10 protein-coding genes and 1 pseudogene are annotated in these 19,894 nt (G+C 38.8%); 7 read left to right on the top strand and 4 right to left on the bottom strand.

Annotated elements, in window-relative coordinates; genetic code table 11:
• Positions 1–20: 20 nt before the first annotated feature.
• Together DLD82_RS07530 and brxF are read right to left on the bottom strand one after the other, a co-directional pair.
• Positions 21–3,713: pseudogene (locus tag DLD82_RS07530) on the bottom strand (DUF6079 family protein).
• Positions 3,714–3,723: 10 nt separating this feature from the next.
• Positions 3,724–4,194, bottom strand: a complete 471-nt coding sequence (gene brxF, locus DLD82_RS07535) for a BREX-3 system P-loop-containing protein BrxF (RefSeq protein WP_109940489.1) — start codon at positions 4,192–4,194, stop codon at positions 3,724–3,726.
• A 245-nt stretch (positions 4,195–4,439) separates the two neighbouring features.
• Between brxF and DLD82_RS07540 the strand changes: the two genes are divergently transcribed.
• The 4 genes from DLD82_RS07540 (at position 4,440) to DLD82_RS07555 (ending at position 6,667) form a co-directional block, all read left to right on the top strand.
• Entirely contained in the window at positions 4,440–4,712 is a 273-nt protein-coding gene (locus tag DLD82_RS07540) for a hypothetical protein (protein WP_109940490.1), read from the top strand.
• A gap of 266 nt (positions 4,713–4,978) precedes the next feature.
• Entirely contained in the window at positions 4,979–5,548 is a 570-nt protein-coding gene (locus DLD82_RS07545; protein ID WP_109940491.1) for a hypothetical protein, read from the top strand.
• Positions 5,535–5,756: a hypothetical protein gene (locus DLD82_RS07550; RefSeq protein WP_109940492.1), complete on the top strand. Its 222-nt coding sequence runs from the start codon at positions 5,535–5,537 to the stop codon at positions 5,754–5,756. The genes DLD82_RS07545 and DLD82_RS07550 overlap by 14 nt, the downstream gene beginning before the upstream one ends.
• Before the next feature lie 131 nt (positions 5,757–5,887).
• The gene (locus DLD82_RS07555; RefSeq protein WP_146199727.1) at positions 5,888–6,667 is read left to right on the top strand and encodes a hypothetical protein; all 780 of its coding nucleotides are present in this window, start codon (positions 5,888–5,890) and stop codon (positions 6,665–6,667) included.
• Between the two features lie 464 nt (positions 6,668–7,131).
• Here the strand turns inward: DLD82_RS07555 and DLD82_RS07565 are convergent, their stop codons facing one another.
• Positions 7,132–8,307 (bottom strand): ATP-binding protein, encoded by a 1,176-nt coding sequence (locus DLD82_RS07565; RefSeq protein ID WP_109940495.1) that lies wholly within the window; start codon positions 8,305–8,307, stop codon positions 7,132–7,134.
• A gap of 354 nt (positions 8,308–8,661) precedes the next feature.
• On the opposite strand from DLD82_RS07565, the gene DLD82_RS07570 reads away from it, so the two are divergent.
• A complete protein-coding gene (locus DLD82_RS07570; protein WP_181391312.1) occupies positions 8,662–10,674 on the top strand; it encodes a SpoIIE family protein phosphatase in 2,013 nt (670 codons plus the stop codon).
• Positions 10,675–10,799: 125 nt separating this feature from the next.
• Here the strand turns inward: DLD82_RS07570 and DLD82_RS07575 are convergent, their stop codons facing one another.
• On the bottom strand, positions 10,800–11,912 hold the full coding sequence (locus DLD82_RS07575) for an ABC transporter substrate-binding protein (RefSeq protein WP_245920396.1): 1,113 nt from the start codon (positions 11,910–11,912) through the stop codon (positions 10,800–10,802).
• Positions 11,913–13,097: 1,185 nt separating this feature from the next.
• Between DLD82_RS07575 and DLD82_RS07580 the strand changes: the two genes are divergently transcribed.
• Both DLD82_RS07580 and DLD82_RS07585 read left to right on the top strand, forming a co-directional pair.
• On the top strand, positions 13,098–19,004 hold the full coding sequence (locus tag DLD82_RS07580) for an AAA family ATPase (protein ID WP_109940497.1): 5,907 nt from the start codon (positions 13,098–13,100) through the stop codon (positions 19,002–19,004).
• On the top strand, positions 19,001–19,894 hold an 894-nt coding region (locus DLD82_RS07585), incomplete at its 3' end, for a hybrid sensor histidine kinase/response regulator (RefSeq protein WP_109940498.1). The genes DLD82_RS07580 and DLD82_RS07585, both read left to right, overlap by 4 nt.

The raw sequence follows: 19,894 nt of genomic DNA on the forward strand, positions 1-19,894 counted from the left end.
GTGTCACCCTGAATATCTACTTACGGGGATTTTTTCTCTAAAACTACACGTATTTTTTTCAAATCAAGACCATTTGTTTTATCTTTCATAAATTGGACAAATCTTTTATCAAATTCTTCTTTTGGAATCGGAGCCCCTGAGCCGCTTAATGATTTAATTAAGTCTTCTTCGAAAATTACAACCCGGGTTAATCCAGCAATTGCTTCTTTCACTGATTGAACAAATTCCATAGATATTGGATCGGGGAGAGCACCTTCATTAATAAATAGTTCAACAGTATTCCGATGTTCTTTATCCATCAGACTCAGCGTCTCTTGTACCATGGGATCTGAAAGATCCTCAATAAGACGGTGAGTAACTTCTTTGTACATTCCGTCTAATTCATCATCCAATTCATAGATCTCTTCCCGAACCGATCCGAGGATCTGTTCTTCTGATGGCTTAAAATGACAGTGAGGACAAATCGGAGAAGATAATAGATCATCCTGAGTTTAATTGAAACACGTTTTGAATGTATGAGTTAATTTATTGGTAAATACAGGCAATAGAGGATTATTCATGCCTGTGTTGGCAAGCTGTTGAAGGGCCTTAAGACGAGGATCATTCAGAAGTTTCTTCTTCTCTGCGTCTTCTGAAACTCCGAGACGAGCCCGATTGTGAAGAGTAAAATACCTATTTGCATATTGAGTTTTTACTTTCTCAAGATCCGTTTTCATAGTACGAATCTCTTCAGAAGAGGGGGGAGTAGTCCAGCTGCGAATCTTCGATCTTGCGTTATCGATTTCTTTTCTGATCTCTTCTCCTTCCAGTGTTGGAAGGATGATACTTACTTGCTGAATATATGAGGTAATCGGATTTAACTCGTTGATTAATCGGGAGTATTCTGAAATAATCTGTAGCGAGGTGATACATTTTTTTATGAGATCAACATCATCACGGGAAAGATTGAAATTTTTTAATTTACCCACACTATTAAATCTGCGGAGTGATTCAAGAAGTTCTTTCCCTTGTTTTAATTCAATAATGAGTGAAGACATCACTTCATCTGAAGGAAGAGGTTCAGATAGAATAGAGACACGTTTATTAAGTTGATCAAGAGCTACTGCAATGTTTTTCGCTTCTTGTTCTACCTTCCTTTGCAGTGATTCAACTGCACTTTCCTGTGTCGCTGGATTTGAAATTTCTCCAGGTCGAAGACCAATGGTTGTAAAAAGATATTCTAATAATTCGATTGGAGTCGTTTTTGGAGGTTCAAGATGTTTAAAGGCAATAAGGTCATCTCCAGCCATTTTTGCCATTGTATCGACATTACTGGCATCGATTTTTCCTTGCACATATGAAATTACAATGGAACCTCTCCAAACGAGTGCTGATAAGACAACCATAAACAATTCAGGCTCTATCCTGAATTTCTTATCATATTCAACACCATTGAATAACCCTATCAGATCCTGACGGTTTATTACTTGACCTTGTTTTTCAGAAAGAGTAGTGAGAATGTATTGTGAATATCGAGATTTTTCTGGAGTTAAGACTCCTTCAGTCATTAACTCTAGTCCCGCTAATACCTGTGATCCTGATTTCGTTGTCCTTCCTTTTATCCAGGATAAGGCATCTATTACCATATCATGTCGGTTTGTCGAGGTGATAGTTACTGAGAATTTAGGATAATCAGGAGATATATCATTGAAATGGGGAGATACACAATAAGAAGCGATTTCATTTATCGCACGATGAACCTCTGGGCCCAGAGGAATAGTTGATTCCTTACTCCATTCAACCAGTTTCTTTGTTTGACTTTGATAAGTTACTTCAAGTGAATGACCCATATTGGCACTAAGCCATTGGACAATATCCTTGAGATATCCTTGAGCCTTCCTATCATAATCTTGTCTGTCTTTTACATTTGTAATAGCAGACATCTCTCTGGCACCACCATATTTCCGAAGTGCATCAATGAATGCATCATCTTTTTTAATGAGCCTAAAGAAGATTTCATCAGGTTTATGTTCATCATTAAACACTGGAGGATCAAAAGGCTGAATGAAATAAAGATAGAAATCTCTGGGTGGTTGGGCTGTGGATCTCTCATTAGGAGCTCCAAAGAAGAGGTATCCCATCCTACCCACATTACGGTCTCTCCATATGAGTTCATGTTCCCAGATACGATATCCACTTACATAGGTTGTATCTGGTCTATCCATCAAACGGGTGAGAGCTTCAAAATAGTATTTGTCCAGTTGATCATCATTGAGACCATCACCTTTCTCCTCAATGAGCCGCTCAATATCAATACTCTTTTTTAAATCGATATAGTATTGCTTACTTTCTTCATTCTTTGAGATAAATTTCCCAGAAACAGTCGTAACGATGTCTTTTATGATTGATTCAACAGTCGTAAGGAGAAATTGTGATTCTTTTTCGGGTAAACTTTTCAGAAAAATACATAGTTCATCCTTGATTTGTTCAGAAGTCAGACCTGTTGGTTTGTCAACATCGATTGTTTGAAGCCTTGCAACCAAGAGCCCATGAATGATCCGAAGTGCTGCCTCTTTATACTGTGGTTTAGGAAATGAACGGGAAATGAGATTTTCAAGAACTGTTCCCTTTTCTATGACATCACGAACATTAGGATCAGATAATAATGAAACATCCTGTTTCATTACATTCCAATACCGATCAAAAGAGATAAGACCTGGAGCATCCTGAGGCACTTTCTCCTCCATGAGGCCTGTGAGATCTTTACTAATTGACTGCAAAATATGTCTATTTTCTACGATGAACAAAAGCTCCAGGGTCTCAATATATGATGGATGAATTGGATATAGTGAAACAAATTCCTCCATGCGCTCAGCCATTTGGGAGTATAATGAGGAATACTGAGAAAGATGTTCACGGACAATTGCTTTTTGTTTATCATCCTTTTTAAGCAATCGTTCGGAGACAACATAACTGATGTCTTCTTTCATTATCCGTATCTGCTCATACCGATCCTTTACCCTTCGAAGAGTATCTGCAGCAAATTGAAATCTGGGAGATTCAAATAAACTCTCTTGAATGCCTGCTAAAAATCTAAAATGAGAATATTTACAGGATTCTCCTAATTCCCTCAAAAATATTAAATCATATATGAGATCCAATTCAGGTCTTTGACGAAGATATTCAAGCATTTCATCAATAGCAAATATCAATCCAGTATCGGGATATTTTACCTGAAATGCTCCCATCATGGCTATGAGATCATCTTTATTATTCGCTTTTTTTGTCTCATCGGCAGCTGGAAATTTGTAATTGACTCCTATTTTCTCTAGTTCTGTTTCCAGAACACTGCAAAAAATATCTCGAATTGGTCTTTTTACTGCCCCGATTTCTGTCCTGATTACTTTATACTTTCCCGATAATGGTTCAATTTCATTTCGGACCCTTTCATTTGTAATATATTTGTAAATATTAGGATACTCAAGTACACTCGTAAGGACAGACATCATATGAGATTTACCTGTCCCGTAATTACCCACAATAAACAGGCCTTTTCGATCTATTGTCGTAGTTAAACTTAATTGTGGTATGATTTGACCCACCAGTTTTTCGGCCATTCCTTGAGATATCACAAAAGTTTTTACTAGCCTCTCGGCACCTGCCAGTTCATCAGCATCTCTTAACTGAATCGTTCCTTCAATTGAATCGAATTGGACAATATCCTTATACTTCATAGAATCCCCCCTAAATCCACCGTTCTGTATCTAATGAGAAAATTTGTGCATCAATGTCTTTTCTGCTGATTTTTTTATAATCTACATGGCCAGTATCTCCAAAATAAATGAGATCACCTTGAATTCGTGCTGAAACAGTCATGATTATTTTCATATTTTTACTAATACTCGAAAACATTGAAAAAGGTAGTAAATCGTTAAAGGGTTTAGAAAAAACCACTTCAGTATTGTCCAAACAAATTGTATTATTCCACTCTTTCCGAGCATGATTTCGGAGAAATAGATCTATATTTTGTGAATCTGGGTTTAGTTCATCGGTATATATCTTTTCAGAAATGAATCGATTAAGATTAATGATCTTACAATTAATACTTGCAGAAATTTCTTTAAGAAGAGAAGTTTTGCCTGAACCTGATGGGCCTATTAAACAGAACAATCCAGTATTATTATTTTCAAAATCTCTGAGGACTTGTAAGTCCATATAAAATAGTTTTGATTTTTAAACCAAATATGAATTTCTTTTTTAAACTGGTGCAGTTACAAAATTCTTGATCTTTATCCCTTTAAAGAATCAGTTAAAGGAATTACTCTCAATTGTCGCTTCTGTCGCTCCATTCATCGATCTCTCCACTCTCCTCCCCCAGTTTCAGATCCCTGTTCATCCATTTATATACTCCCGCCAATTTCTATTCAGCCGTGAGAGATCACGGCATGGGTCAATCGAACATGGCAGATTTCACACAGACTGCAACGGTGAAGACAGCAGTCAGGGAGCTTGCAGCTCCCATAGACAGCATGGCAGCCTTCACCTCAATTATCGACGACATCCTGACCAATAACCCATGGGGATGTACGTCCTATGAACAGGCCGGAGTCACCCTTCCAGGTGTTTCCAAGGCATCCGAGTCCTATACCGGCCGGGTCATCTACGAGAATAACGAGGCCAAGACCGTCGGGACCATCAGCATCAAGGCTCCGACACCGTCAGCTTATCACTGATGTCAACATGATCATCGACAACATCGCCCTGAATACCGCTAATTAGGGGCACTCCTTCTCATGACCGCCCACAGGGCTTTTTCAGCTGCACCCATGTGTCATCACTCCAATGGTGAGCTCTACTCGGTCTGATTTTCCCGTGACTTCATTACCCTCTCATCCTATGAGACTGATGCCATCCGGATCGGGCATGACCTTGTTGCGAATATAACTGCACTCGCATAAACATAATAATCTCCCCGTTATTCCCTTTCCGAGGTACGGGAATGAATTGGTACTACGTAATAGCCGGAGCGATCTGCCTCTTTATCGGATGGCAGTTCTCTCAGGCTGATATGATATCAACCTCCATCAGTTGTGATGGAGCAGCTTTGTTGTCCGGATCATTCATCTGGCTGAACCAATCGTACAGTCAGCATCTCTTCACAGATGACCGGGCGGTCCTTTCCCGGGATCTCCGGTTCACCGGACCGGCTCTCTCCACCATCCGGGTGAACGGTTCGGGGGCGATCGGGTATGATGAGTATGCCGGAAACTACCGGATACCGGATGTCTCTTCGTTCCTCTGTTCCTTCATGGGAGTGAAGAATGAGGAGAGGCGATCCGAAGAATTGGCTTCTTCCGGCCTGATGCAGAACGGACAGATCATCTCGACCAAACAGGTCGGGGAAGAGGGAACCCGGTCCCGGACTCTGATCAACGGGACCGGCCAGATGTCTCTCTCAACAGAAACCCGGAGTAACAATACCACAGAGAACAGCCGGACCTATGCCGCCGGTCCGATGCAGGTCTCTGAAGTGGTTGCCCTGGGAGGAGGTGAGTATGATGGATGGTAGTCTCGTTCTGGCCCTGGTCTCAACCGGAGCAGCCGTTCTGAATGGCATCGGGCTCCTGATGACCTGGATGAAGTACCGCAGCCTGGCATATGAATCGCTTATATTTGCCAGCGAGGTGCTCGGTGCTCTGCACGGTGAGGAGGAGGATTATACCCCTCCTGACCTTGCAGCCGGAGCACTCTGGATAATCGGGAAGATATCTACCTGAAAACAATGAGTACTACCCTTTTTATGGATCAGTGGGGATAATTCAGAAATGCTTCTCACTTATGATTCTTCGGAATGACATAACCTTAAATACCCATGAAAAGAGACCTCTATCTCATTGAAGGTTTATCGATGAAAATATTCCATCTTGTTTTGCTGATAATGGTGCTTAGTATTTCTACCTGTGGCAGTGTTCAGGAGACCACTATACTGTCTAATAATACTCCATCATCTTCCGCAGCTGCCACACAGGATCCGGATCCAGGAACGGTTCAGCCTCTTGCCACATTATCAAATGATCACCCAAGTACAAGCTTAATGCTCGATCCCGGGGTTATCCTCGTTTCGTTTCAGGCTGAAGGCCCCCAGAGAATGTCATTCGATCCGAAATGTAAACACTGCTGGTTAGAGCCTTCAATTAGAGAAATAACCAGTCCCTTTCAAGGCAGTCATGCATATGGAATCCCGGAAAAAGATGAATGTACGTTCAATATATCCGGCTCTGGTATCTGGACAGCACAGGTGAGCCGGATGGAAATGAATCCTTCCCTTCAGCCTCCTGTAAACCTGTCTGGTTCCGGAACCGCGGTTTCACCGGCATTTTATCTGGAGAAGGGACATTATATCTTCCAGAGAGAAGAGGCCGGGGAAGCATCACCGGTGTATGACCTCATGTTCTCTAACGGGAGTTACCTTATGGATGCGAACAACACCTACGTCCAGCCTGGATTTGGTGATGTCTACGATTATTCTTCCCCTGGTAAAATCAGGCTCTTCGATATTGCGGAATCAGGTACCTATTACCTGAGCGTATATGCAAAAGAAAATCCAAAGCCTTGGAATGCGTCAATCAACATCCTGGCCCCAGCTCCTGTTATGGGCCCTGGTCCGGCGATTCTAAAGTCCACTTAATTTCGGACAATTTTTTCCATTTTTCACATCCTGATACCGAAAAGGAATAGTGTTATGACGGCATTTTTGGAATACTTCGATTTTTCTGATGTTATTCATACCATGAGCAAGGAACACGATGCTTTGCATAGGGGGGAGGAGGAGAATCCGGTGACCTTGTGCCCGGAGCACTCTCGATCATTGGGAGGGTCTCTTCCTGAAAATAGTCTGACCGGTTTTCGAAACCGGGATATTTTAAGCGTTGTGATACGTATGTGCCGTGATTTGTAGATTTGAGAGTATTATTAAGTCACCCCAATTACTGGTCTCCCACTATAGCATAATGTAGCCTTTGATACTCTGACATTCATGGTCATCGTGAAAACTCATGTGAATAATTCGGTAATCCGTGGAATCAGATGGGGAATAATGAATTGATATTGATCATACCCTCTTCATTCCTATCAATCAACCTTCATCCCCGATCAATGTAAAACCCAGTCAGCCAGACAAACATACCGAATCTGAACACCACTCACCATCTCAATACCTTCTTCTTCCAGAGTAATAATAATCCCTTCAGAGAGGTTATACTTTTTAATGGCTTCAATAAGGCCCCGGATCTCTCGTTTTCGGGTTTCATCTTTTTGCAGAGATGCACAAACCTGGATCACCTGAATAGGCTCTCCATTCTGAGTGACAACAAAATCACATTCATACCGATCCTTATGATACCATAGAGTGTTCCCCCTTTGAATAAGAGTTGTGCATACGAGATTTTCCATTATATGTTCGATATTATCCGAAAATGCATATGCAACTGCATTCATAAGCCCGGTATCAGCACAATATACCTTTTTCGCATGACTCTGCTGATTCTGGGCAGAATAATCAAATTTTCGAATCAGGTGTAAAAGATATGCATCCTCTGCATAACCGATATACTCCTTCACGGTATCGGCAGAAATCTTTAGTGATCCAGCAAGTCTGTGAAATGATACCAAATTCCCAACCTGTGAAAGGCATATGTACAGTAATGAAATGAGACCCTGAGTGGACCGGATGGTCCGGGGTATGAGAATATCTTTAAGATAAATTGTTTCGTAGTATTGGCGTAACAGGACATCCTTTACTTTTTCATTCTCTTCAAGTACTATCCTTGGAAAACCCCCATATCTTAAAAATTGCATCATAAGAACATTTTTTTCTACCGTTGAGGGATTCTCTTTTCCAATAAATGTGAGAAATTCGGAAAAATTTAATGGATAGATACGAACCGGGAGATATCTTCCTGATAGACGAAGACTCATTTCATGCTCGATTACCTGGGAAGTTGAACCGGTTGCAATTAATTTTATGTCCGGTATAGTATCATAGATAATTTTCACAGTAGAAGCCCAATGTGGACAGAGTTGAACTTCATCCATGCAGACACAGGAAAGACCGTGATGCTCAATTCTGTATCGCTCGATAATATCCATCAAAAAGCCGGGTTCTTGTGCATGTGCATTAAGAATTGGTTCATCAAGATTCAGGTACAATATTGATTTTGGTTGGACCGTCTTTTGTATCATGTCCGCAATTATTTGATATAACAGAGTTGACTTACCTGTCCTCCTGGCTCCAAGAAGAACCAGTACTTCACGTAAAGAAAGATACAAATCAATGTCAGGGTATCGTGATAAACGGGGAATACCTGTTGGAAAACTCTGGTTCTGCCACCAGGGATTCTGTCGTTCAATTGCAATCCTGACAGATGTGTCCAGGTTTCAATTATAGTCTGTGATAATACATATTTTTTCCTACTATATTCTGAATTCTAGCAATAAACTGTAAATCTCGATTGAGGATTGAGAGTTACGAAAGGCATTACTCATTATATTTGAATATAATCTCTTCAAGATTGGAGTACCGTACAAAACGGGAGAAGAAGAAAAAGCGAGGTTATAGATTCGTTGATATTTTGACACAGTATCATATACCTCCTCATGACATATTCTCATACTTGGGAAAACATGGCACCGAGAATAGAAGGATATTGTACAGAGATCATCAACTTTCTCCCGGATGCAACCTTTGTAATCGACCTTGACGGGAAGGTAATCGCCTGGAATAAGGCCATGGAAAGGATCACAGGGGTACCAGCATCTCAGATCCTGGAAAAAGGTGACTATGAATATGCCCTCCCATTCTATGGCGAACGAAAACCAATGCTTGCCAATCTCATCCTCCTTCCGGATGAAGAGGTTGAAAGACGGTATAATCATGTCATTCGTGATGGTGATACCCTCGTTGTAGATATCTTCATTCCTTCTTTTGGCAAAGAGGGGACTTATTTCTGGGCCAAAGCCAGTCCACTTTATGATTCTGGGGGGAATATTGTTGGTGCTATTGAGACAATTCGAGACATAACTGACCGGATAAGAGGAGAGCAGGAGACAAAGCAGACGGTCAGGAGACTGGAAGAGATCATCAGTTTTCTCCCGGATGCAACCTTTGTAATTGATCTTGACGGGAAAGTAATTGCCTGGAATAAGGCCATGGAAGAGGTGACCGGCTTACAATGTGCAGATATCCTTGGGAAAGGTGACTATGAATATGCCCTTCCATTCTATGGGGAACGAAAACCGATGCTTGCCAACCTTATCCTCCTTCATGATGAAGAAGTTGAAAGACGTTATAATCATATCATTCGTGATGGTGACACCCTTATCGTAGATATCTTCATTCCTTCTTTTGGCAAAGACGGGACCTATTTTTGGGCCAAAGCCAGCCCCCTTTATGACAAGGATGGAAACCTTGTCGGTGCGATAGAGAGCATCAGGGATATTTCTGATAGAAAACGGGCAGAACTGGAATCTGAAAATGCCCGGGCAAAGTTTGCTGAAATCATTAATTTCCTTCCCGACGCAACGGTGGTAATAGATACCAACGGAGTTGTGAAGGCATGGAATCATGCAATGGAAATAATTTCCGGAATACCTGCTTCTGAAATGGTAGGGAAAGGAAATTATGAATATGCACTTCCCTTTTATGGAGAACGGCGTCCAATACTTGCCGATCTCGTATTCAGACCAAAGGATGAACTTACGAGTAAGTACTCTCACATTGAGCAGGAAGGAGATACCCTTGTAGTTGATACCTATCTCCCAAGATCAGGAAATAATGCCATATTCTGCTGGGCAAAGGCCAGTCCTTTGTATGATTCGAATAGAAATATTACAGGTGCCATCGAGACAATCCGGGATATTACTGACCGGAGAAGAATGGAAGAGAGACTGGCTCGATCTAAAGCGGAACTTGATATTGCATCAGAAATACAGAAAAGTTTCCTTCCTGATACTCTTCCGGTTATCAAAGGATTTGATGTGGCTGCTATTAGTGTGATGGCAAAAGAAGTTGGGGGAGACTTTTTTGATGTCATTCCAATGGAACTGGTACCCCTGGAAGAAGGGTCCTATGGAATTCTTATCGCTGATGTTTCTGGAAAAGGAATCCCTGCAGCCTTATTCATGGCCTTATCCCGGATTGTTGTACGGGTAAATGCCCTGTGGTATCAAGACCCTGCAAAAGCTATCATATCTGCAAACAAGATAATTACGCAGGACTCCAAGGCCGGGATGTTTGTTACCCTCTTTTATGGAATTTTATCCGAAAAGGATAAGACCATGACCTATGTAAATGCGGGACATAACCCGCCGCTGGTCTACCGTTCCCAATCCGGCATATTTGAAGAGTTGTTAATGACAGGAATTGCAATAGGTGTAATAGATGATGAAAATTATGAAAAACAATCAGTCTATATCGGACCGGATGATATCATCGTGCTGTATACTGACGGTGTTACCGAATCACTCAGTTCCAGTAATGAGATGTTTGGTGAGAGTAGATTAAAAGATATCATCCAAAAATATGCCTCATTAAATGCATTGGAAATCAAGGAGAAAATATTACAGGAGGTGCAGATATTTAGCGAATCAGAACCTCAGTTTGATGATATCACCCTCTTAATCATCAAAGGAACATAAGGGTTTGATAACCGAATTCTGATTCTCAATATTGTCCCAATATTTCCAGGTGAGAGAAAAAGAGCGAAGGGTTTTTTCTTTCCAAAGGGTCTGATCTCTTTATGAGCAAATAAAAAAATCGGAAATTATTCCCGGTATTCTTCAAATTTCCCGTCTTTGACAATCTTCATCGCTATCGGATAGGAAGCAACTCCCATGTCATCAAACACTACTCTTCCCAGGGTTCCGTTGTAGGTCCGGTTTTCAAACCATGAATACAGACATTTTGAAGAATCTCCACATTCAGATACAGCGGATGAGAGCATTGACATCGCATCATATCCTTCAGCCCCATAAAATGTAGAGTTCTCCCCATATTTCTCAAAATACTGGTTAAAAAACGGGTGAGATGTATTTAAAGCCGGAGAGGTGAATATAAGTCCATCAGCAGAATTTATTTCCGTGAGTGAGTTACGTTCAATGACGCGGGTTCCTACAAAGGGGGTAGTAATATTATGTTCACGTAATAGCCGGATAACTTCTCCACCTTCAGAAACAGATAAAAGAACGATAACATCAGGGTTACTCTCAATTATTTCAGAATAGTTCAGAGTTGTTTCTACACTGTCCTGATTGTATCGAATATTCAATATTATTTTTCCCGGAAGAAGTGCATCAAGAGTAGAGAAATATCCGTTGCTATAGTCATTATCTCCTCCAATGACGGCTATCCGGTCAAATTTATTGAGGTATGATGCAAGGACCGGGGATTCCTGTGCAACACCTGGTGTAAACCTGATCAGTCTGTCAGAAGAAGAACTTTGGTTTATTGCTGCACTTCCAAGTGCAACTTGAACAATACCCATATCAGATGCTTCAGGATAGACAACATTCGAAGTCCAACTTGCAACTGTAATCACAGTTGGTATTTCCGGTTTGCTCTCTTTCATTTCTTTCCATGAGGAGATTGCCTTTGTAGGTTCACTTCCTCCATCCATAATCATTGGGCGAATTGGTGAATCAGGACTGTTATTCAGAGCCAATTCAAATGCCCGTAAATATTCTTCTCCAATATCAGCAACAAATCCGCTCTTCATCACAAGAATCCCGATTGGAACATCTGAATTTTGTATCTGAACGCTGGGAGTATCAATGCTCAAATTCCCGGTCTGCACCAGGTTTTCAGAAATATCTGCTGTTACCATACATCCGGTGAGAATAGCGATGAGGGTAACTATTGAGATAATGAAAAATTTCATCTCTATTAATTATCATGGATATACAATAATTGCTGGTACCCTCATAGAAAAAAATTGAGAATAGTATTTAATCATATTCTTTTAACAAATTCTATGGCTTCTTTTCCGGTTATCGTTTTCCAGTTATGATCTTTGTGCAACTAATTGATTATTGCAGCACCCATCATTTCACAAATGTCCTGATAAGTTAGTTTTTCTCTCACATATAAATGAGGTCCGGATAAAGGAAATTACAAGTTTTCTAATAGAATCACCGGTTAATACCAAAAATTTCGAAAATTCTTTTACAGGTACCATATTTTACTGATATTTAGGTTATTTGAATAGCATTGGGTCTTAACTGACCAATAACCGCTGAATAAGAATGTCCATCGTTCCTCTGAACCGAAATGAAAATAAAGATGAATGGGGGGGAATTAATAAAACACTTATTGTCATGTATCATTGTTTATCAAAAATCTCTTAAATTATCGTTATTTCATAAAAATACGGATAATTTATCATGTGGTTTTTCATTTCAAAAAATATACGTAAAATAGGTTTTATTAATCGATTACTCCAAGGATCTGGGTATGTCAAGGGGTCGCTATTTGTGAGAGAAAACCGCCCATTGGATAAATGGCAGCCAATGAGATCCTTTATTTTAAGCATGATGCTGGAATTCCTTCATCCACTTTAAAATGAGATCAAATCAGGTGCAAAAAATTTGTTGAATTTGTTGGGGAATGAGGCATAATGTGTGTTGTGGATAGCCTGTGAGGAAAATAGGTGTATAGTGTGGCAATATTTAATCAATTTTAATGCGCTTTATATGTTTAAAAATTTTCGATTTGAATTGTAATGATTGTTGGTTAGTTTTGAATACTATTAATGAAGTATTTCATCCGGATAAAACCCGTTCCCTGGCAGACATTAACACTAATTTCAGATAAACATCTTGACGTTCTTAATTTTCGAAAATTTAAGATATTTGTCTGTATTGTTACATTTCTGATACAAAAGAAGGAAATAATTGCTCTCAAAAATTAAAACGTAATAATCTCTTATAAATTAACGGTAAATTCAGAAAATACTCATTATAAAAATCTATTTATTTATAATTATAGGGTTAAATAAAAAAATCAATTCATATGGTTTTATGTAATATCATTCAGATTTCCAATACAAGAGTGTCGGGTATAGTATATGATACAGGAATCAGAGGTACCTGTTTTATTTTTCTCCGGAAAAGAAACACATCTCTTTTGTTATCATCATGACAAACTCAATTCAAAAGTTATTTTGAAAGTTATTTCCGAGAAAAATCCTTCACGAAACGTAGTAAAAAAATTTGAAAACGAATACTCAGTAACTTCCTTATCAAAATCACCGGTAATAAGGAAAGGACTTGGTAAAACTTTTTTTCGTGAAAGACCTGCTCTTATTCTGGAATATGTTGAGGGAAATACAATAGATTCTCTTATTTCGGGAAAATCTTTAATTGTTAATGAATTTCTGGAACTTGCGATTAAAATTACCCGCGCTTTGGTGTCATTACATGATGAAAACATCATTCATAAAAACCTGGATGGTTCCAACATTTTACTGGATAATTCTGGCAATATCCGGCTTATTGATCTTGGTATTGCAATAAAAATAAAATCCGGCCTTTACCAAAAGCCAACACCTGGAATCATCGAAGGCAACCTCTCGTACCTCCCTCCTGAACAGACCGGAAGGGTTTCAATGAATATTTGTCCTGGTTCGGATCTTTATTCTGTTGGTATCCTGTTTTACCGGATGCTTACCGGTGGATTTCCATATGTTGCTGATGATCCTCTCGAATTGCTTCATTTTCATATAGCAGGTACACCCATCCCTGTTCATCAGTTAAGGCCCGAGATACCTGTCCCGATATCCAGCATTGTTTTACATTTACTGGAAAAAAACCCGGATCTTCGGTATAAAACGGCAAAGGGACTATTACATGATCTACAGCAATGTTTACGAACATGGGAGATAGAAGGAACCATTTCAGTTTTCAAACCCGGATTGAAAGATATCGCTGGAGATGTAGTCTTTCCGGACCATCTTTATGGAAGGGATAAAGATCTGCGACTCCTTGAATCATTTTTCAGAAAAATACCTGATAAAAGATTAACAGTTCTTTTTATCTCCGGTTTATCTGGTGTTGGTAAAACTGCTCTTGTTCATAAACTAATACCTCTTGTCACCCAGACCGGTGGGATATTTATTGAGGGAAAGTTTTATGAGCAGAACGTTACAGGACCCTATTCTGCATGGATTGATGCATTCAATAATTTTGTCGACATAATTCTTTCTCTTTCAGATAAATCTGTGGAATGGTGGAAATCCAGGATATTATTCTCTGTAGGTAATGTTGGAAAAGTACTGACTGATCTCATTCCTTCTCTGGAACTATTAATCGGACCACAACCGGACATTCCTGACCTTGGTGGAATAGAAACAAGAAACCGGTTTAACTACATTTTTCAAAAATTTATCCGGGCAATTTCCGGCCCGGAGAATCCTCTTGTGATTTTTCTGGATGACCTTCAATGGATTGATGAGTCATCATTAGAATTATTCCAGACTTTATGTAATGATAAAGAATCCCGTTCATGCCTCATTATTGGGGCATATAGAGATAATGAAGTTCAGGATATGCATCCACTTCAAAAAACAATAAAAGTGATGGAATCACTTGGAGTCACCAATCAAAGAATATATCTATCTGATCTCTGTCCGGATGATATCTCTTCATTACTCTTGGATATTTTTCATTGCTCTCATGATGTCTCAACTTCTGTTTCTGAAACTCTGTATCTGAAATCTGGTGGAAATATATTTATTATCAGGCAAATCATCACATCTTTGGTAGAAAAAGGAGAAATAGGTTACAATCCAGAATCCGGAGAATGGAATTTTGACCTTCTAAAAATATCCAGATTACCGGTATCAGATAATGTGGTAGACTTAATGATCCGACGAATTAGTCTATTGTCATTTCATACTACCAGGATACTAACGGTTGCAGCCTGTATTGGTTCATCCTTTACTGCAGAAATAATTGTCCGGGTTCTCACTAATGAGGATATCTCAAATATTTTTTTTGAACTGACAAATCTGGAAGAAAATGGTTTCATTTATCGGAACGGATCTGAATATTTTTTTGCACATGATGGAATATATCAGGCTGTTCAGGAACTACTTGATGATAAATCCAGGCAAAAAATTCATTTTCTAATAGCGAATATTCTCATAGAATTACATCCGGATTATGAATCAAAAGATATTATTTTTGCTATCGCTCATCATTATGTGTTCGGATTTGGTCATGATTCTTCTTTAGAATCCCGAATTCAGCTTGCCCGATTGTGCCTAATTGCCGGAGCCAGGGCAAGGCAATCGAATGCCTACCTGGAAGCGGGAGATTTTTTTTTAAAAGGAATATCCTGTCTGGACCCAAATGGATGGGAAAAACACTATGATCTGATGGTGCAACTTAACTTTGGGGCAGCAGAAGTTACATTTCTTTCCGGTAAGTACGATCTGATGAATGAACTGGTAAGAAGTATCCATTCTCATGTCCTGTCTGTTTCTGAAAAAATTCCCGTGGTTATTCATGAACTGAATTATTTATGTCTGTCAGGAAAATTATTAGAAGCGATAAATTATGGCACCCGGACTTTGAAAGAAATTGGATTTGAAATCCCTGAAAATCCTACCCCTGAAGATGTTACTAAATCTTTTTCAGATACCTTAAACCTGTTGAATGAAATTACCATTGAAGCGGTTGATGATCTCCCTGATTTAACATCAGGGAATTTCCTGTCTGGTCTTCAGATTATTGAAGTAATAAGTTTTCCATTATATGCTCAATTTCCTGTAAAATATGCAATTAATAGTTCAATTCAGGTTTATAACACTCTCAAGCTTGGAAAATCAGTCATTTCACCGATTGCATTTTGTTCTTTTGCAGGAAGTCTGAATTTCTTTGGTGAAAATTATACTGCTGCATATGAAATCGGAAAAAAAGGGGTAGATTTAATATCTGTTTGTAATGCAGAGGCGTTTGAAAGTGCTATTTATTTTAAATATGGATCTCTTATCCAGCCATGGGCTGAGCATTATTCGAACATAGTAAAAAGTTTTGCCAGATCCATCTCCAAAGGTTATGAAATCGGTGATTATACATTTATCGGTTATAGTGCTCTCCATCAGGTAACCTCGGCATTTCTGGCTGGAGAATCGTTGGAAGAAATAATCCGGATTACAAAAGAAAACCATTTAATCACTACAAATCTTAACCAGGATTTACTTGTTTTTTTAATAGATTGCTTCCGGGAATGTTCAGAGTTACTACATGATAATTCCTGCACGGAATTGCCTATCCTTGACGAAACCAAATGGCTTGAAATAGCTCACAAATTCTCATTTTATCATGGAATTTCCATCTATTATTCAATAAAAATGATAAAGGCTATTTTTTTGAATGACCCGGATGTCCAGGTATATGCTGATGAAGCTATCAAGTATATATCCGGAATTATAGGTTCTTTTGGATATCCCCCGATTATTTTTTATTATTGCATCAGTTCCCTTATGACATGTGAGAGTCATCCGGAACGAAAAGAAGAGCTTCTTGAAACCATACAATCCTATCTGAACCAACTTGAAAATGTTGCTGAAAAATGTAAGATGAATTTTCAGCATAAAGTTTATCTGATTAAAGCAGAACTTGCAAGATCAGGTGGAGATTTTGATTCAGCCATGATTTTTTATGAAAAAGCGATATTAGGGGCATATGAAAACCAGTATATTAATGATGAAATTTTAGCATGTGAAATGGCAGGCAATTTCTGGATTCAGCGGGGTATGAAAAGCATCGCCGGGCACTATCTTGATCGGGCAAGAAATGCCTGTATCAGATGGGAGGCATTCGGGAAAGTCCATTTGTTGGAAGATAAGTATAAAGAGATTTTTAGTTTTTATACTTCCGATAATGATAATGTGTCTTATACCGAGACCAATCTTGATTTTTTGAGTGTATTAAAGGCCTCACAAGCGATATCTGATGAAATTGATCTGAAACGACTGGTAAAGACACTCATGCAGACGGTAATAGAAAATGCAGGAGCTGAGAGGGGCGTTCTTATATTGAAACAGGGTACAATTTTTTCCGTTGAAGCAGACTTGATTCCTGACAAAGGATATCTGGAAATCATGATGGGGATGCCACTTAGCAAATCGGTTTCATTACCCATTGGATTGATACAAAATGCCATACGAAAAAAGGAGACAATTATTCTCTCTGATGCATCAGGTGATTCTCAATATTCCCATACCAAACAGATCCGGAATCTGAACCTGAAATCTATTCTTTGTATGCCTCTTGTATCCGGACATAATGTTACCGGGGTTATCTATCTTGAAAATAATCTTTTAGAAGGAGCATTTACCCGGGATCGTGTATCTGTTATTGAGATTCTCGCTTCACAAGCAATAATTTCATTGAAAAATGCCCGATATTATGACGAACAGATACATCTTGTTCGTCATCTTGAACAGGAAATAAATGAAAAGAAAAGGATTGAAGCTGAATTAGTCAGATATCAGAATCAACTGGAGGAACTGGTATCCGAAAGGACCAGAGAACTTCAAATCGCAAAAGTTCAGGCAGAAAATGCAAACAAGGCAAAGAGTATATTTCTTTCTGCAATGAGTCATGAATTAAGGACTCCTTTGAATGCAATAATCGGTTTTTCTCAGTTACTTCAAAAATCCAGGAATCTGACCCAAAAAGAGCAAAACCAATTGGAAACGATATTTAATAGTGGTTCACATCTTTTAAAACTCATAACTGATCTTCTTGATATTGGCAAGATTGAACTGAATAAACTGGAATTGGAATCACATCCGTTTAACCTTTCTTCTACTATTCATCAGGTCTGTGAAATGTCTGAAATTACGGCTAATGAGAAAAAACTGAATCTACGTTATGTTCCTTTGACTGAATTTCCTCCATATGTGCTTGGAGATGAACAGAAATTAAAACAGATATTGATAAATCTGTTAATAAATGCAATAAAATTCACTAAAGAGGGAATTGTTACCTTTAATGTTTCATATGATCCGGAAAAAGAGACGTTACTATCAGAAATTGAAGACACCGGAATTGGAATACCTCCTGATAAACATGAGGAGATATTTATTCCCTTTTCTCAATTGAATAATGAGAATAAAATCCGTGAGGGAATCGGTCTTGGTCTTTCAATAACGAAAAGACTGGTTGAACTCATGGATGGAAAAATTGATTTTTCCAGTGTTCCGAATATTGGAACTAAATTTATTTTTGAAGTTCGTCTTCCAATTGTTCAGAAAATTGAAAAAACCAACTTTTCAAAAGATGTTATCGGTTATAACGGTGATATTTTATCAGTCCTCATTGTTGATGATAATGAAGATAATGCCTCATTGTTAATCTCATTTTTGGAGCCTCTTGGATTTAAGGTGTATTATGTAAAGAACGGGGCAGATGCTTTACAATTTGTTACTGAAAAAAGAGGTGATGAACTTTTATCTCTCATATTTTTGGATCTGGTTATGCCAGGAATGGATGGATGTGAAGTACTGGAAAGGTTTTATCAGTATTTTCAAATTCTTCCTTTCAAGGTCATCGGGATATCTGCAACGGTGTATGATACAGAATTAAAAAATAAATTTGTGAATTTATGTGATATATTTTTTGAAAAACCCGTTAATTATGTTCAGATAATTGATTCGATAAAAAATCTTCTAAACATTGAATGGATATACGAACCGGAATTGAAAGATTCACTTAAGTATTCAGATAATTTCGGTGAATTAATATCCATAATTCATAGTTTACCAAAAGCCGGAATTATTGAAGAAATTCGTGAATTTGTTATCTCCGGGGATTACAAAAGTCTGGAATCCAAATTAGAGGAGATTGAAAGAACAGATAAAAGATTATCCGGTTTTTGTAAGAAACTCTCATTTTTTGCAGCTAATTATGATGAAGTTTCAATGCTCTCATATCTGAATGAAATTTCAGGGAGGATCGTATGAGTAATAACAAAAACTCAAATTATGAAGGGACGGTCCTGGTAATTGAAGATTCTCACGATTCGATAAATCTTATCAGGTCCATTCTTGAAGAAGCCAGATTCAGGGTTCTTATCGCTACATCCGGAGAATCCGCGTTTGACCGGCTGATTATAAATAATCCGGACATAATACTTCTTGATATTCTCTTGCCTGGTATGGACGGATATGAAACCTGTAAACTCCTGAAATCTGATGAAAGATGGAAACGTATTCCGGTAATTTTTCTTTCAGCCCTGACCGATCCTTATGATAAAAAAATTGGATTTGAAGCAGGAGCTGTGGATTTTCTTAACAAACCATATTCCCCCGAAGAACTCCTCGCCCGGGTGAAGACACATCTCGCTTCCTATCGGTTACATAATCAAACACTTGTATATGCGAAGGAACTTGAGGAACGTATCCAGGATCTTGATGCTTTCACCTATACTGTTTCTCATGATCTTCGAAACCCAATCCGGGCTATGGATGGGTATGCTCATCTTCTTTCTATGGATCTTCTTTCAGGAAATACAGAGCGTAATACCTATTTTCTTGATAAAATCTATGAAAATATCATTATGATGGATAATCTCATCGAAGATCTTCTAAAATTTTCCCGGATGTCCAGAAAACCGCTTGAATTTTCCCATATTGATATGAACTCCCTGGTTCATTCTGTTGTCCGTGAAATGCGAGAGGTATTTCCCGGTAGAGAAGTGGATATAACAATAGATGATATTCCTTCGACGGTAGGGGATTCTCATTTGATCAGGCAGGTATACATAAATCTTTTATCAAATGCAATGAAATTCCTATTCCGGACCCCCCTCAGCAAATGCGTACAAATTTGTACAAGCGCTGGTGAGTTCCTC

The sequence above is a fragment of the Methanospirillum stamsii genome (assembly GCF_003173335.1).
Lineage (GTDB): Archaea > Halobacteriota > Methanomicrobia > Methanomicrobiales > Methanospirillaceae > Methanospirillum > Methanospirillum stamsii.

Bases quoted from the DNA above. Each gene is read 5' to 3' on its own strand.
- brxF (WP_109940489.1), bottom strand. From the start codon at position 4,194: ATGGACTTACAAGTCCTCAGAGATTTTGAAAATAATAATACTGGATTG.
- DLD82_RS07540 (WP_109940490.1), top strand. From the start codon at position 4,440: ATGGCAGATTTCACACAGACTGCAACGGTGAAGACAGCAGTCAGGGAG.
- DLD82_RS07545 (WP_109940491.1), top strand. From the start codon at position 4,979: ATGAATTGGTACTACGTAATAGCCGGAGCGATCTGCCTCTTTATCGGA.
- DLD82_RS07550 (WP_109940492.1), top strand. From the start codon at position 5,535: ATGATGGATGGTAGTCTCGTTCTGGCCCTGGTCTCAACCGGAGCAGCC.
- DLD82_RS07555 (WP_146199727.1), top strand. From the start codon at position 5,888: ATGAAAATATTCCATCTTGTTTTGCTGATAATGGTGCTTAGTATTTCT.
- DLD82_RS07570 (WP_181391312.1), top strand. From the start codon at position 8,662: ATGGCACCGAGAATAGAAGGATATTGTACAGAGATCATCAACTTTCTC.
- DLD82_RS07575 (WP_245920396.1), bottom strand. From the start codon at position 11,912: ATGAAATTTTTCATTATCTCAATAGTTACCCTCATCGCTATTCTCACC.
- DLD82_RS07580 (WP_109940497.1), top strand. From the start codon at position 13,098: ATGATACAGGAATCAGAGGTACCTGTTTTATTTTTCTCCGGAAAAGAA.